Source organism: Streptomyces populi (assembly GCF_002911015.1).
GTDB classification, from domain to species: domain Bacteria; phylum Actinomycetota; class Actinomycetes; order Streptomycetales; family Streptomycetaceae; genus Streptomyces; species Streptomyces populi.
This window is the reverse complement of sequence record NZ_KZ626913.1, coordinates 1-13,988: the sequence shown is the minus strand read 5'-3', so window position 1 is coordinate 13,988 and position 13,988 is coordinate 1. Positions and strand designations below refer to the sequence as shown.

11 protein-coding genes are annotated in these 13,988 nt (G+C 73.0%); 3 read left to right on the top strand and 8 right to left on the bottom strand.

The genetic code is table 11. The annotated features are described in order from the left end of the window. Positions 1–3 precede the first annotated feature (3 nt). Positions 4–660: a YveK family protein gene (locus CW362_RS29445; RefSeq protein ID WP_103552648.1), complete on the top strand. Its 657-nt coding sequence runs from the start codon at positions 4–6 to the stop codon at positions 658–660. Then, positions 657–1,784, top strand: a complete 1,128-nt coding sequence (locus CW362_RS29440) for a GNAT family N-acetyltransferase (protein WP_103552647.1) — start codon at positions 657–659, stop codon at positions 1,782–1,784. Before CW362_RS29445 ends, CW362_RS29440 begins: the two co-directional genes overlap by 4 nt. Positions 1,785–1,808: 24 nt before the next feature. Here the strand turns inward: CW362_RS29440 and CW362_RS29430 are convergent, their stop codons facing one another. The 6 genes from CW362_RS29430 to CW362_RS29405 all read right to left on the bottom strand — a co-directional run bounded on the left by CW362_RS29430 (position 1,809) and on the right by CW362_RS29405 (position 10,956). Beyond that, the gene (locus tag CW362_RS29430; RefSeq protein ID WP_206301088.1) at positions 1,809–3,413 is read right to left on the bottom strand and encodes a glycoside hydrolase family 26 protein; all 1,605 of its coding nucleotides are present in this window, start codon (positions 3,411–3,413) and stop codon (positions 1,809–1,811) included. A 456-nt stretch (positions 3,414–3,869) separates the two neighbouring features. Then, positions 3,870–4,754, bottom strand: coding sequence for a chaplin (locus CW362_RS29425; RefSeq protein WP_103552646.1), 885 nt, complete (start codon positions 4,752–4,754; stop codon positions 3,870–3,872). A gap of 106 nt (positions 4,755–4,860) precedes the next feature. Beyond that, the gene (locus CW362_RS29420) at positions 4,861–5,118 is read right to left on the bottom strand and encodes a chaplin (RefSeq protein WP_162684262.1); all 258 of its coding nucleotides are present in this window, start codon (positions 5,116–5,118) and stop codon (positions 4,861–4,863) included. A 411-nt stretch (positions 5,119–5,529) separates the two neighbouring features. Next, positions 5,530–7,155, bottom strand: coding sequence for a vWA domain-containing protein (locus CW362_RS29415; protein WP_103552644.1), 1,626 nt, complete (start codon positions 7,153–7,155; stop codon positions 5,530–5,532). Between the two features lie 265 nt (positions 7,156–7,420). Further along, entirely contained in the window at positions 7,421–8,284 is an 864-nt protein-coding gene (locus tag CW362_RS29410) for an ABC transporter permease (protein WP_103552643.1), read from the bottom strand. Next, the gene (locus tag CW362_RS29405; protein ID WP_103552642.1) at positions 8,281–10,956 is read right to left on the bottom strand and encodes an alpha/beta fold hydrolase; all 2,676 of its coding nucleotides are present in this window, start codon (positions 10,954–10,956) and stop codon (positions 8,281–8,283) included. The genes CW362_RS29410 and CW362_RS29405 overlap by 4 nt, the downstream gene beginning before the upstream one ends. Before the next feature lie 116 nt (positions 10,957–11,072). Between CW362_RS29405 and CW362_RS29400 the strand changes: the two genes are divergently transcribed. Beyond that, positions 11,073–11,483, top strand: coding sequence for a GNAT family N-acetyltransferase (locus CW362_RS29400; protein ID WP_103552641.1), 411 nt, complete (start codon positions 11,073–11,075; stop codon positions 11,481–11,483). Positions 11,484–11,536: 53 nt separating this feature from the next. Here CW362_RS29400 and CW362_RS29395 read toward each other — a convergent pair whose 3' ends face one another. Together CW362_RS29395 and CW362_RS29390 are read right to left on the bottom strand one after the other, a co-directional pair. Then, positions 11,537–12,946, bottom strand: a complete 1,410-nt coding sequence (locus CW362_RS29395; RefSeq protein WP_103552640.1) for an APC family permease — start codon at positions 12,944–12,946, stop codon at positions 11,537–11,539. A 387-nt stretch (positions 12,947–13,333) separates the two neighbouring features. Then, positions 13,334–13,988 (bottom strand): aldehyde dehydrogenase family protein (locus tag CW362_RS29390; protein ID WP_162684261.1); only part of this gene is annotated, 655 nt, incomplete at its 5' end.

Below are 13,988 nucleotides of genomic sequence, written 5' to 3'. Positions count from 1 at the left end.
CCCATGTCCGAAAACCTCACCAGGGGCTCCCGCCCCCCGCGTCCGGCCCGCTCCCGGGCGAGGACCATGCCGCCGTGGTCGCTGCTCGCCGTCACGGCCGTGCTCGGCGGCGTGCTCGGCGGCGCGTACGGCGTGGTGAAGCCCCCGGTCTACACGGCCACGAGCTATGTCATCGCCGTACCGACGGACAAGGGCGACCCGGCGGCCGCGCTCGGCTTCGCCCAGGCCTACGGCCGGGTCGCCACACAGCTCGCGGTGCTCGGGGACGCGCAGGTGTGGGCCGGTGTGCCGGTGAGGACGCTGGAGTCGAGCGTGCGGGCGGCGACCTCCCCGGACGCCCCGATGGTCGCCGTCTCCGCCACCTCCTCACGGCCCGGCCTGGCGGCCGACATGGCCAACGCGGTCACCCGCTCACTGACCCAGCACGCCAACGAGAGCAAGCAGAGCACCCACGTCGAGCTCCTGTCGTTCTCCCGCGCCATGAAGCCGACGTCGGCGTCCTCGGCGTCCCCGACGGTGACGGGCCTGGTCGGCGCGAGCGCGGGCGGACTGCTCGGCGCTCTCGTGCTGCTGGTCCGTCCCCGGCGGTCCACCGACCCGGCCCGACCGGCCTCGGTGCCGAGCCCGGCCACCGCGGCCGATGTGCACGGCCAGCTGTGAGCGGGACGCTCCAGACCGGTGCGCGGGGCACCGTACGGGCAGAACTCGTCACCGACGAGAGGGAGTTCACCGCACTCGCGGCGTCCTGGGGGCGCCTGTACCGCCGGTGCGGCGCCGCCACCGCGTTCCAGAGCCACGCCTGGCTGCACTCCTGGTGGCTGTCGTACGGGACGCCGGGGCGACTGCGCCTGGTGGTCGTGCGCGAGGGGGGTGAACTGCTCGCGGTCGCGCCCCTGATGCGGGCCCGCCGGGGGCTGCCGATGCTCGTGCCGCTCGGCGGGCCGATCTCCGACTACGCGGACGTGCTCCTCGACGACGAGCACGCCGACCGGGCGGCGGCGGCGCTCGCCGAGGGGCTGTCGGCCGCGGCCCGCACCGCGCTGATCGACTTCCGCGAGGTCCGTCCCGGCAGCGCGGTGGAGCGGGTCTACGAGCGCTGGGACGGGCCGCGCCGCCAGGTCGGGGACTCCCTGTGCCTGGAGCTTCCGGCCGGCTCGATGGACGAGCTGATCGGCCGCCTCCCCTCCGCCAAGGCCCAGCGCGTCCGGGCCAAGCTGCGCAAACTCACCGCGCTCGGGGTCGAACGGCGGGTGGTGGGCCACGACGAGGTGGACACGGCCCTCGGCCGGCTGCTCGAACTGCACCGGTTGCAGTGGGAGGGCCGGAAGGTGACGTCCGAGCACCTCCACGAACGGTTCTCGGAACATCTGGTCCGCTCGGTGGGCCCGATGGTGCGGTCCGGGGACGCGGTGGTCACCGAGTTCCGGCTCGACGGCACCGTGATGGCCGTGGACCTCACCATGCTGTCGCGGCGCCTGGCGGGCGGCTACCTGTACGGCGCCCATCCGCGGCTGCGCGAACGCAAGGCGGACGTGGCGGTGATACTGCTCGACGCCTGCTCCCGGCACACCGCGGGCGGTGACCACGGGACGCTGAGCCTGCTGCGCGGCGACGAACCCTACAAGCACCACTGGCGCCCGGACCCGGTCGTCAACCGGCGGCTGCTCCTCGCCCGCCGGCGCACGGCACCGCTGATGTCGGTGGTCGTCTGCGACGTCGCCGCGCGCCGATGGGGCAAGGAGCTGCTGCGGAGCTGGAGGGAACGCGGTGGCGGCAGGCCCTGATGGGCCCGCCGCCGTCCGGGGTCGTCAGTCGCCCGACCACCAGTCGCCGGACGCCCAGTCCGACGACGGCCAGTCCGACGACGGCCAGTCACGTGACGCCCCGTCTCGTGACGACCAGTCGAGAGGCACGCACAGTTTCTCGCCGAGCCAGTACTCCACCCAGTCACCGAGTTCCAGCGGCATACAGGTGGCCTGGTCCGGTGTCGCCGGCTCGGCGGGCTCGATCGACGGGGTCGGGGCGGGCTCGGACGTCTCGGTCTTGGCCGGGGGCGGCGTGGAGACGGGGGTCTTGGCCGGGGTCGGGACCGGCTCGGGCGTCGATGCCGGTTCAGGCGTCGGCACGGGTGTCGGCGTCGGTTCGGACGCCGGGGTCGGGGCCGGCGCCGGGGTCGGGGTCGGGGTCGGTTCCGGCGCCGGGCCGGTGGAGCGGGACAGCGCCGCCCGGTAGGCCTTCGCCGCCAGCGGATTGTCCTCGCACTGCCACACGCCGTGCGGGCAGTAGTCGGTGAGCGTGTTGTACAGCGGCTTGTGCTCGTCGATCCACGCGAGCATGTCCTTCATGTACGCCACGTTGTCGCCGTTGCGGTAGAGGCCCCATTCGGGATAGGAGACGGCCTTGCCGTGGGCCTTCGCGAAGTCCACCTGGTCCTGGAGCCCGTACGGCTCTCTGACCTGCTCGTCGAACGAGAGTCCCGACGGCTGGTCGTAGGCGTCCATGCCGATGATGTCGACCGTGGCGTCCCCCGGATAGCACTGGGTCCAGGGAACGGCGTCCCGGCCGCGGTTCGGGGCGAAGTCGAACCGGAACCTCTGTCCCGGCACCGACCGCATGGCGGTGACGATCCTGTTCCAGTACCTCTTCCATGCCTCCGGGTCGGGACCGCAGCGATGGGTGTACGTGGTGCCGTTCATCTCCCAGCCGAGCACGATGACGGTGTCGGGCGCCTTCAGTCCGACCAGCCGCTCGGCGAGCGCGCGGAAGTGGTGGTCGAAGGCCCCGCTCTCGGCCTCGCGCAGCAGTCGGCGGACCTGGCCGTCGGAGAGCCCTTCCTCGTTGCGCTCCATCATCGGGACGTTGAGGACGAGCATCCGGTCGTCCCGCCGGCGGCGCCAGTCGGCCCAGGCGTCCAGGAATCCGGGCGCGCCCTCGATGTTGCTCCACCGGTCGCCGGGCAGATACGTGTGTCCGACCCGCAGTTCGGTACCGCCCAGCCAGCGGCTGAGCTCTCCGATGCGGGCGATGCCCTCGGCGCCGTAGTCGAGGTAGGCGCCGAACGCCGGCGGCCCGGCGGCGCCCTGTCCGGCGGACCGGGCGGACTTCGCGCCGTCCGCGACGGGCCTGGCGGGTACGGCCGCGGTCGCGGTGGGCGCCCCGGTGGGCACCGGAGCCGACGACACGGCCGCGCTCGCCGTCGGGGTCGCGCCCACCACTGGAGCCGAAACGTTTCTGCTGGCCGAGGGGTTCGCGGACGGTTTCGCCACCGTGGGGGTCGGAGCCGGCGGGTCGCCCACCCGCACCACCCCGGCGCCCACCGCGTACACCGGACCGGACGCGAGAGCCACCGACGTGACGATGCCGGCCGTGACGAACGCCAGCCTTCCGCTCCGGGGCCGCTGCTGTGGGGCCATGCCTGCTCCTCTCCCTCTTGGTCCTCGGATTTTCGTTTCCGATTGCTGACACTCAGTCATACGAATGCCGACTCGGCCAACCGAGGCTCCGGTCTCGCGTTCCGGCGACCACTCGCACGGGTGACCCGCCCGGTCGCCGGTGCCGGGGCAAGTCCCGCCCGCGGATCACGTTTCGTGAGCGGGGCGCACCCTCCGCCCTCCTGCCGGTTCGTCCGTCGCGGGCATCGCCGCGGTATTGCGCCAAGTGGCCGCCCGGGTTTCCCGGCCCGCCCTACTGGTCCCGTCGGATGACGGCGGAGCCGTCCGCGGCCGGTCCGTGGCCGGAGCGCCGGACCGGCGGGCGCCCGGTGGGTACGCGACCGCCCCGGGTGCCGGACACGTCACCGCGCCCGGGACCCGGGGCGGGAACGTGTCCGGGACCCGGGGCGGAACATGTCCGCCACCCGGGGCGGAGCGTCACGGACGGGCCGCGACCCGGCCTCGCCGGTACAGCAGGGCGCCGCCCACCAGCAGGGCGGCACTGATCGCCGAGGCGGCGAACAGGCCCTCGCTGCCGGTCTCCGCCAGCGTCGGGGGCGGGGTGTACTGCCGGTGCACCGTGACGGGCGGCGTGTACGGGGTCTTCGTCGGCGGCTGCTCGTGGACCGTCGGCGGAGGCGTGTGCCGGACCGGCGGCGGGGGTGTCACGGGAGAGTGGTGGTTGTCGCATTCGTTGCCGTAGGCGGAGTTGCCGAGGCCGAGCACGTTCACGGAGTTGCCGCAGAGGTTCAGCGGGATGTCCACCGGTACCTGGATGCTGTTGCCCGACAGGACACCCGGCGAGCCGTGCGTCTCGCCGTACGCCGAGGAGCCGTCCCCACCGCCGTGGCGGTCGCCCGAGTCGCGGTACCCCGGGCTTCCGTGCCGGGAGTCCCCGTTGCCGGAGTCGCCGTACCCGGAACCGCCGTCGTAGCCACGGTGTTCGTCCCCGTTGCCACCGCGCGCGCCGTGCCCGCCGGCCGAGCGGCCGGTGCCGCGGTGACCTGCGTCGCGTCCCAGGACGTCCCCGGATCCCTGGCGGGCGTCGTGGTGCCGCGTGGCGTGCCGGTCGTGCGAACCGGAGCCGTTGACACAGGAGTTGCCGAAAGCGGGGTTGAGCGCGGCGACGACGTCGACCGTGTTGCCGCAGAGGTTCAGCGGCACGTTCACCGGGACCTGGATGGTGTTGCCCGACGCCACGCCGGGTGAGTCCGAGGCGGTCGCGGCCGCGTTCGAGTCCGCCAGGGCCGGACTGGCGTAGAGGGACATGATGCCTGTCGCGGCCGCGGCCACGACCGCTCCCCTGCTCAGGTTCTGTCGCACTTTCGTTGTCTTCCTGCTGGTAGAAGTGAGGAGGCCGGCCTCGGGACCGGATAGACGGTCCCGAGCCGGCCGTGGCACAGCCGGAGGCGGCTGGAGCGCCGAGGTGTCAGTCGTTGACACAGACGTTGTCGGCCGCGGCGTTCAGCGCGGCGATCACGTTGACCGAGTTGCCGCACACGTTGACGGGAACGTGGACGGGGGCCTGGACCACGTTGCCCGAGAGGACACCGGGGGAACGGACGGCGGCGCCCTCGGCACCCGCGTCCGCGAAGGCCGGGGCGGCCATGCCCAGGGCCATGAGCGTGCCGGCGACGAGAGCGGCGCTCTTCTTGTGCTTCATGTGCTTTCCCTTCTCAGCGGTCATGCTCCTTCTGCCGGCCGAAGCCGAGCGAGCACCACCTGAACGGCTCGCACCATGACCTGCAGGCTGTGAACGAGGGACGGACGGCCCAAGAAACTGCGGAGCACGGGTGACTTGGGGATTCACCCGAATCGCCCTGTGCCGGATCGGCGCGGAAGCCGGGCTGCGGGCGAAACGCTCCTTGCGAAGAAGCGTTTCGCCCGGGAGGGGACGTCAACGCGGCGGAAACGGAATTCACACCCGTGGCAGAAGCCCGGGGCGAAACCCGCGTCAGGACCCGCAGGACCCGGCCGTGCGCCCGGACGCGGTGTACGTGTACGTCTCCGTCTGCCCGGACGGACAGACGGATGGACAGGTGGATGGACAGATGGACGGACGGATGGACGCGGCTTACGTCCCCGGCCGTGCGGTCGGCTACCGCGCGCAGTCGCCGGAGCAGACGTCCAGGTCGCGGGCCTGGCCGATCGCGGTGGCGAGCGCCGACACGTCCTCGTCCTCGGTCAGGTTCGCCAGGGCGCGGGCCCGCGAGGCGAGTTCGCCGGGGGGCGGGACACCGGGCAGGGAGTTCCACCGGGCGTCCCCGGAGCGCAGGGCGTCGGCGAAGTAGGCGGCCACGGCCGTGACCTGGAAGGAGGACGGTGAGTCCCAGACGCCGCCGTGCAGGTCGCCGGTCTCCAGGCTGCCGGACTCCTCGTGCGGGGCGCGGGAGGCGGGGTCGAGCCAGCGGACGGTCGCGGTGGCCAGGTGGCCGGAGGCGCCGGGGCGGGTGCGGACGGCGTAGAGGGCGGTGACCGTGTGGCCGGGGCCCACCTCCCCGCCGTCCACCCGGTCGTCGCGGAAGTCCTCGTCGGCGACCTTCCGGTCGTCGTAGCCGATCAGCCGGAACTGTTCGACCGTCTCGGGGTCGAAGGCGACCTGCGCCTTGGCGTCGCGCGCGGTGAGGTCGATGTTCTGCGGGAGCTGGTCGCAGAAGACGGTGAGGGCGTCGTCGCGGCCGGCGACGTACGTCGTGTGTCCGTCGCCCTTGTCGGCGAGGCGTTCCATGAGGGCGTCGCCGTAGTCGCTGCCGACGCCCACGCCGAAGAGGGTGATGCCGTGCTCGCGGCGGGCGGACGAGATCCGTTCGAGGATGGTGTCCGCGTCCGTGTCGCCGGTGTTGGCGAGGCCGTCGGAGATGAGCACGACCCGGTTGGTGGCCCCCTCGCGCAGCCCGTGGACGGCGGTCGCGTACCCGGTCCGCACGCCCGCGCCGAGGTTGGTCGAGTCGTCCGGCTCCAGCGCCGCGATCGCCCGGTGGACGCGGGCGCGGTGGTCGCCGAGCCGGGTCATCGGCAGCACGGTCTCCGCTTCGTCGCTGAAGGTGACCAGGGCGACCGAGTCGTCGTCGCGCAGCCGGTCCGTCATCGTGCCGAGGGACTCGCGGGCCAGGTCGAGGCGGCCCGGCTCCGCCATGGAGCCCGAGATGTCGATGACGAAGGTGAGGGCGGCGGGCGGGCGTTCGCGCTCGCTGTCGGCGGGCCGGGTGGCGAGCCCCACCCGGACGAGGGACCAGCGTCCGTCGTCCGTGCGGGCTCCGTCGACGGACACCGAGAAGCCGTTGCCGTCGGGGCGCGGGTAGTCCTGGCGGAAGCTGTTGACGAACTCCTCGGGGCGGACCGTCGAGGGGTCGGGGAGACGACCGCCCGCGAGAGTGCGGCGGGCGTAGCCGTACGAGGCGGTGTCGACGTCGAGGGCGAAGGTGGAGAGGTAGTCGGCCGACGGCGTGGCCTCGGGGGCGTCCGACTGCTCGCCCTGTTTCTCGCCCTCGGCCGCGCCGCCCGTCGGCTGGCGGGGGGCCGGCAGCGGGAGGTTGCGGCCGCCGGACTTGTCCGCCCCGTCGGAGGAGTTGCCGCCGCTTCCCGCTCCGCATCCGGTGAGCAGCACCGCGCCCGCCACCGTCAGGGCGAGCAGCGGTCCGCCGAGCACCCGCCGCGTCACAGCCCGCGCGCTTCCGCGGGGGCGGCTCGTCCCCGCCGCGGTCCGTGTGTGGTTCTTCCCCATCAGTACCCCCTCGGCGTACGGCCCTTGTGCGGGCCGACCTGTGTGACTGTGACGGCCGAGGGGGCCGGGACGAGCGCTCGGAAGCGTTGCGGAAGGATTGCGAAGCGGCCACGGCGGGGGCCCTTCGAGACCGGTGGGTGATCTTCCGGAGACCTGGAGGTGCCGTCCGGCCCGGCGCGGGCCCGGTCCGGGCCCGGACCGGTCCGGGTCGGCGCTGGATCGGCGCCGGGTCGGTCCGGGCACGGGCCGGTCCGGACGACGGTCCCTACGACACGACGTCCTTGTGCCGGAAGCCGCGGAAGGCGAGGGCGAACAGGACGAGCGCGTACGTCACCGAGACGGCCGCCCCCTGGATCATCCCTCCCCACTCCGGCGTCGGCTGGATGACGTCGGCCCAGGCGAACTGCCAGTGGGCGGGCAGGAAGTCGCGCCAGTGGCCGAGGGCGGTGACCGCGTCGAGGACGTTGCCCACGATGGTCAGGCCGACCGCGCCGCCGACCGCGCCGAGCGGGGCGTCCGTCTTCGTCGACAGCCAGAACGCGAGCCCCGCGGTGACCAGCTGGGACACGAAGATGTACGCGATCACCGCGAGCAGCCGCTGGGCGGCGGTGCCCGCGGGGAGCGCGCCGCCGGTGGGGATCTCCAGGGGGCCCCAGCCGTAGGCGGCGGTGCCCACGGCGAGCGCGACGACCGGCAGCAGGACCATCGCCGCGAGGCTGAGCCCGAGCGCGACGGTGAGCTTGGACCACAGCAGCCGGGCCCTGGGCACGGGGGCCGCCAGCAGGTAGCGCAGGGAGGACCAGCTCGCCTCGGAGGCGACGGTGTCGCCGCAGAACAGCGCCACCGGGATCACCAGGAGGAAGCCCGCCGAGACGAACAGGTTCACCGCGGCGAAGTTGGCGCCGGACGCGGTGGCCGTGTCCATCAGGGTGATCCGGTCGTTGCGCCCGCCGGGCTGTCCGCCGATCGCGAAGGCGACGAGCAGGACGAAGGGCAGGGCCGCGAGGACCGCCCCCATCACCAGGGTGCGGCGGCGCTTGAGCTGGCGGACGAGCTCGACGCGCAGCGGCAGGGTGCGGCTCGCCCGGTACCCGTCGGCCGTCCCGGTCCGCTCCAGGAGCGTGCTCATGCGGAGCCTCCGATCAGGGTGAGGAACGCGTCTTCCAGACGGCGGTGGGGTCCCACCGACGCCACCGGCACTTCGAGGCGTACGAGTTCCACGACCAGGCGTTGGGCGCTGCCGCCGGTGTCGAGGCGGACCAGCAGTCCGTCCTCGGTCGCGACGGCCGAGAGCACGCCCGGCAGCGCGCCGACCTTCTCCACGACCGGCGCCTCGACGGGTGCCCCGGTGCCGACGAGCAGGGTGTCGCCGGAGCCGATGATCTCGGACACCGGTCCGGCCTGGACGAGCCGGCCGCGGTCCATGACCACGAGGTGGGTGCAGGTCTGCTCGACCTCGGCGAGGAGATGGCTGGAGACGATGACCGTGCGGCCCGCGGCGGCGTAGCGGATCATCACCTCGCGCATCTCGCGGATCTGCGGCGGGTCGAGGCCGTTGGTCGGTTCGTCCAGGATCAGCAGGTCCGGGAGGCCGAGCATGGCCTGGGCGATGGCGAGGCGCTGGCGCATGCCCTGGGAGTAGGTGCGCACCGCGCGGGCCAGGGCGTCGCCGAGTCCGGCGATCTCCAGGGCCTCCTCCATGTGGGCGTCCTCGGCGGGACGGCCGGTGGCCCGCCAGTACAGCTCCAGGTTCTCGCGGCCGGACAGGTGCGGGAGGAAGCCCGCGCCCTCGACGAACGCTCCGACGCGGGAGAGGACCGGCGCGCCGGGGCGGATGGCGTGCCCGAAGACGTGGATCTCGCCGTCGTCGGGCTTGATGAGGCCCATGAGCATGCGCAGGGTGGTGGTCTTGCCCGCGCCGTTCGGCCCGAGCAGTCCGAGGACCTGTCCCTTCTCCACGCGGAACGACAGGTCCCGTACCGCGTACCGGTCGGCGGACCCGGCGTAGCGCTTGCCGAGGCCGGTGATCTGGAGCGGGACGTCGGCGAGGCCAGGGTCGGGCGCCGGGGCGCCGGTGCGGCGGCGGCCGGTCAGCAGCAGCGCCAGGGCGGCGAGCACTCCGGCGAGCGGCAGCCACCACACCCAGGAGGGCAGCGGCGCGGCGGCGGTCCTCACCGCGGGGGCCGTGGGCACCTGGAGGGCGCTCTCGAGGGACACGGTGTACGTGGCCGGGGCCGCCGGGGAGGCGTAGCCGAGGTCGGTCGAGGAGAGGGCCAGGCGCAGCCGGTGGCCCTTCTGGACGGCGTGGTCGATCGCGGGCAGCGTGAGGGTCACGTCCCGGCCGTTCCTCGCGCCCTCGACACGGACCGGGGTGACCAGCTGGGAGGGCAGCACCTGCCGGCTGCCGCCGGGGCCGACGTCGTAGACCTTCGCGAAGAGGACCGCGTCGTCGGTGGTGGAGCGGACGTGCACGGTGACGGTCGGCGAGCCGGTGATCCGCAGGTCGTCCCGCAGCGGAGCGGACTCGAAGCGGGCGTACTGGCCGGGGAAGTCCAGGGAGATCCCGATGCCGAGGCTCGACAGCTGGGAGAGGCCGCCGGAGCCGCCGAGTCCGGGCAGGGCCGAGACGGAGGGCGGGCTCGCGCCGGCCGGGTTCTCGAAGCGCTGCTCGCGGCCGGTCAGCGCGACGGCGCGGCGGCCGGCGTCCAGTCCGGGGTAGGTGTCCGAGCTCGCGCCGCGCAGCAGGGCGGCGCCGTCGGTGGAGTCGACGCCTCCGGTGCGGGTGACGCGGAAGGCGGGGCCGGTGGCGGCGCTCCTGTCGCCCTTCAGGTAGCGGTCGAACCAGGCGACGACGCGGGAGGTGACGCGGTCGGCCTCCAGGTCGCCGCCGTCGTGTCCGCCCGCGATCCAGTCGACGTCGACGGGGGCGCCGTTGGCCTTGATCGCCTTGGCCATGGCGTCGGCCTGGCCGAGGGTGAACAGGGAGTCGGACTGGCCCTGGGTGATGAGGGTGGGCACCTTGATGCGGTCGCCGACGGCGGAGGGGCTGCGCTCCTGGAGCAGTTTCACCGCCGCCGCGTCGGGCCTGCCGGACTCGGCGACCCGGTCGTACATCGCGCACAGCTCGGGTTCGAAGGCCGCGCAGCCGCCGCCGGAGTTGAGGAAGACGCCCGCCCAGAGCTTCTTGAACACGCCGTTGGGGAAGAGGGCGTCGGCGAGGTTCCAGTAGGTGATCGAGGGGGCGACGGCGTCGACGCGGGGGTCGTTCGCGGCGGCCAGCAGGGAGATCGCCCCGCCGTAGGAAGCGCCGGCGACGCCCACGCGGGGGTCGCCGCCCTTGTCGAGCCGGACCTCGGGGCGGCGGGCGAGCCAGTCGACGAGCCGGGAGACGTCGGCGACCTCGGCCTTGGGGTCGTTCAGCCCGATCTTTCCGGTGGACCGGCCGAAGCCGCGGGCCGACCAGGTCAGGACCGCGTATCCGTCGCGGGCGAGCTTCTCCGCCTCGTCGCGGACGTCCGCCTTGCTGCCGCCGAAGCCGTGCGCGAGGAGGACGGCGGGGCGGCGCCGCGAGGAGGGGCCCTCGGTGAAGTACGAGGTGTCGAGCCGCACCCCGCCGGCCATGGTCATGACGCGGTCGGTGCGGTGCACGGGGGGCGTGTCGTCGGAGGCGACGGCCGTCCAGGTGCCCGCGCCGGCGAGCACCACGAGGGCCGCGGCGGCGGCCGGCCATCTCCCGCGGGCCCGCGCCGTCGTGCCGGCGGCGGGTCGCCACCGGCGCGGCCGGGGCAGTCGAAGATCCATGGCTCAACGGTACGGGCGCCCGTCGGCGGCGGGGACAGCCACCGGGTTGAACCGGCACCCCTCCCGGGGAAGTACGGCGGGGGCGGCGTGTACCGCGTCCGTGGTACGAACGGGCCATGGAGCTGCGCCGTGCCGCCACCGCCTCGGAACTGACCGCCGCCGGACACCTCTTCGACCACCCGGTGCGTCCCGAGTGGGCCCGGCGGTTCCTGGAGGCGGGGGGCCACCACCTGTTCCTGGCCTACGAGGGCGGGGTGCCGGTCGGCTTCGTCAGCGGCGTCGAGACGGTCCACCCGGACAAGGGCACCGAGATGTTCCTGTACGAGCTGGGGGTGGCGGAGCCGTTCCGGCGGCGGGGCGTCGGGCGGGCGCTGGTCCGGGCACTCGCGGCCCTGGCGAGGGAGCGCGGCTGTCACGGGATGTGGGTGGGCGTGGACGCCGGGAACGACGTCGCCCTCGCCACGTACCGCAGCGCGGGTGGCGAGGACGACGGGACGTGCACGGTGGTGGCGTGGGACCTCGGCTGAGGCTCCCGTGAGGGGCGGGGCCCGGCGGGGGAGCGCCGGGCGGACCGCCGCGGTCACGCCTGCGTGTCCTCCGGGATCGACACCAGCCAGCGGGTGTCGCGGCGCGGGCGCAGGTAGAAGGCCCAGTACAGGGTGGCGACGGCGGTGATGCCGCCGGTCCACAGCAGGTACTCGGTCTCCTGCTGGGTGAGGACGTAGGCGAGGACGACGATCAGCAGGACCGGCACCGCGGGCCACAGCGGCATCCGCCAGGCGGGGGTGTGCTTGTGGTGGCCGCGGCGGGCGAGCAGGGCGGCGACCGCGACGAGCAGGTACATCGCGGTCACCGACACTCCGGTGACGCCGTACAGGGTGTCCAGGTTGACGAAGCAGAGGGCGGCGCCGGGGACGCCCACCAGCAGGGTGGCGACCCAGGGGGAGCCGAACCGGCCGAGCCTGGACAGGCCGTTGTTGACCGGCTCGGGCCACGCCTTGTCACGGGCCGAGGCGAACAGGACGCGCGAGTTCTGGATGACCATGACGATGCCCGCGTTGATGATCGCGAGGGCGACGCAGAGGCTGACGAAGGTGCCGACGGCCGAGTTGGACCAGGCGGTGACCATGCTGCTGATGTCGCCGCCGGTGAGCTCCTGGATGTCGGAGGCGCCCATGGTGATGGCGACGACCGGGACGAGGATGACGACGGTGGAGATGGCGAGGGTGGCCAGCACCGTGCGGGCGACGTTGCGCCGCGGGTTCTCCAGCTCCTCGGAGAGGTAGACGGCGGTCGAGAAGCCCTGGGTGGCGAAGAGGGCGATGGCGAGCCCGGAGATGACGAGCATGGCCGTGACGGCGTCGGTGTGGCCGCCGGTCCCGGCGACCTGCATCGAGGTGAGGCTGCCGAGTCCGCGGTGGCTGTGCGTGAAGCCGAGCAGGGCCACCACACCGGCGGCGACGACCTCGAGGACCAGGAAGATGCCGGTGATCCAGGCGTTGGCGCGCAGGTCGAGCAGTCCGGCGAGGGTGGCCAGCAGCATCACGCCGGCGCCGGTCATCGCCGGGTCGAGGTGCACGACGGGGGCGAGGTAGTCGGCGGTGCCGATGGCGATCACCGGCGGGACGATCATGACCACCAGCAGGGACATCACGAAGACGAGCCAGCCCGCGAGCCGTCCGGCCATCGTCGAGACCATGGCGTACTCGCCGCCCGCGCTGGGGATGAGGGTGCCCAGCTCCGAGTAGCAGAACGCCACGGCTATGCAGAGCAGGGAGCCGATCGCGATCGTGAGGGCGGTCGCGGTGCCGAGCGAGCCGAAGAGGTCGGGTATGACCACGAACAGTGTCGAGGCCGGTGTCACGCAGGACAGCGTCAGCAGGGTGCCGCCGACGACACCGATGGAACGCTTGAGCGTCTTGGGACTCCCGGTCGCCGTCGGGGCGGCGTCCAGGACGGCGGTCTCGACGGGGCGGAGCGTGTCGGTCATGAAGCGGTTCCGATCGACTCGTGCATCAGATGTTCGGGCGGGAGCGATATCGCCTCCGGCGGCTCGCGTCGTACTTCGTTCTCGTCCGCTCCCGCGCCGATGGAACCTTGACGGAAACCGTTGCGTCAATAGCCGTTTACCTACGGAATCCGCAAGAGCAGAGCGACCCACATCACATTGTTTTCCCAGGCAAAGAAGCCCTGATGCTGCAATCTTTACGATATTGCCAATATTGACCTTGCTTTCAAAGGTAATACTGACTGGTGACCTGCATCACCCGGTTAATCCCGATGAACGGGAATCGTTGCGAGGGCGTCAAAAAAACATCAAGCCGTCCGCATAGCGGACGGCTTGACGGGGTGGGTCAGGAGGTGGTCCGGACGGGCCTCAGTGGTTGCGCGGGAAGCCCAGGTCGACGCCCGCCGGGGCCTCCGACGGGTCCGGCCAGCGGGTGGTGACGACCTTGCCGCGGGTGTAGAAGTGCGTGCCGTCGTTGCCGTAGATGTGGTGGTCCCCGAACAGGGAGTCCTTCCAGCCGCCGAAGGAGTGGTAGCCGACGGGCACCGGGATCGGCACGTTCACGCCGACCATGCCCGCCTCGATCTCCAGCTGGAAGCGGCGGGCGGCGCCGCCGTCCCGGGTGAAGATCGCGGTGCCGTTGCCGAAGGGGGACGCGTTGATCAGCGCCACGCCCTCCTCATAGGTGTCCACGCGCAGCACGCACAGCACCGGGCCGAAGATCTCGTCCTTGTACGCGTCCGCCGTCACCGGCACCCGGTCCAGGAGCGAGAGGCCGATCCAGTGGCCGTCCTCGTAGCCCTCGACCGTGTAGCCCGTGCCGTCGAGGACGACCTCGCAGCCCTGGTCGGCGGCGCCCTTCACGTAGGAGGCCACCTTGTCGCGGTGGACGGCCGTGATGAGCGGGCCCATCTCGGAGGCCGGGTCGTCGCCGGGACCGATCTTGATCTTCTCGGCGCGCTCCCGGATCTTGGCCACCAGCTCGTCGCCGACGGAGCCGACCGCCACGACGGCGGAGATCGCC

Excerpts from the sequence above, each read along its gene's own strand:
- CW362_RS29400 (WP_103552641.1), top strand. The coding sequence starts at position 11,073 with ATGGAGCTGCGCCGTGCCGCCACCGCCTCGGAACTGACCGCCGCCGGA.
- CW362_RS29415 (WP_103552644.1), bottom strand. The coding sequence starts at position 7,155 with ATGGGGAAGAACCACACACGGACCGCGGCGGGGACGAGCCGCCCCCGC.
- CW362_RS29405 (WP_103552642.1), bottom strand. The coding sequence starts at position 10,956 with ATGGATCTTCGACTGCCCCGGCCGCGCCGGTGGCGACCCGCCGCCGGC.
- CW362_RS29445 (WP_103552648.1), top strand. The coding sequence starts at position 4 with ATGTCCGAAAACCTCACCAGGGGCTCCCGCCCCCCGCGTCCGGCCCGC.
- CW362_RS29430 (WP_206301088.1), bottom strand. The coding sequence starts at position 3,413 with ATGGCCCCACAGCAGCGGCCCCGGAGCGGAAGGCTGGCGTTCGTCACG.
- CW362_RS29420 (WP_162684262.1), bottom strand. The coding sequence starts at position 5,118 with ATGACCGCTGAGAAGGGAAAGCACATGAAGCACAAGAAGAGCGCCGCT.
- CW362_RS29395 (WP_103552640.1), bottom strand. The coding sequence starts at position 12,946 with ATGACCGACACGCTCCGCCCCGTCGAGACCGCCGTCCTGGACGCCGCC.
- CW362_RS29410 (WP_103552643.1), bottom strand. The coding sequence starts at position 8,284 with ATGAGCACGCTCCTGGAGCGGACCGGGACGGCCGACGGGTACCGGGCG.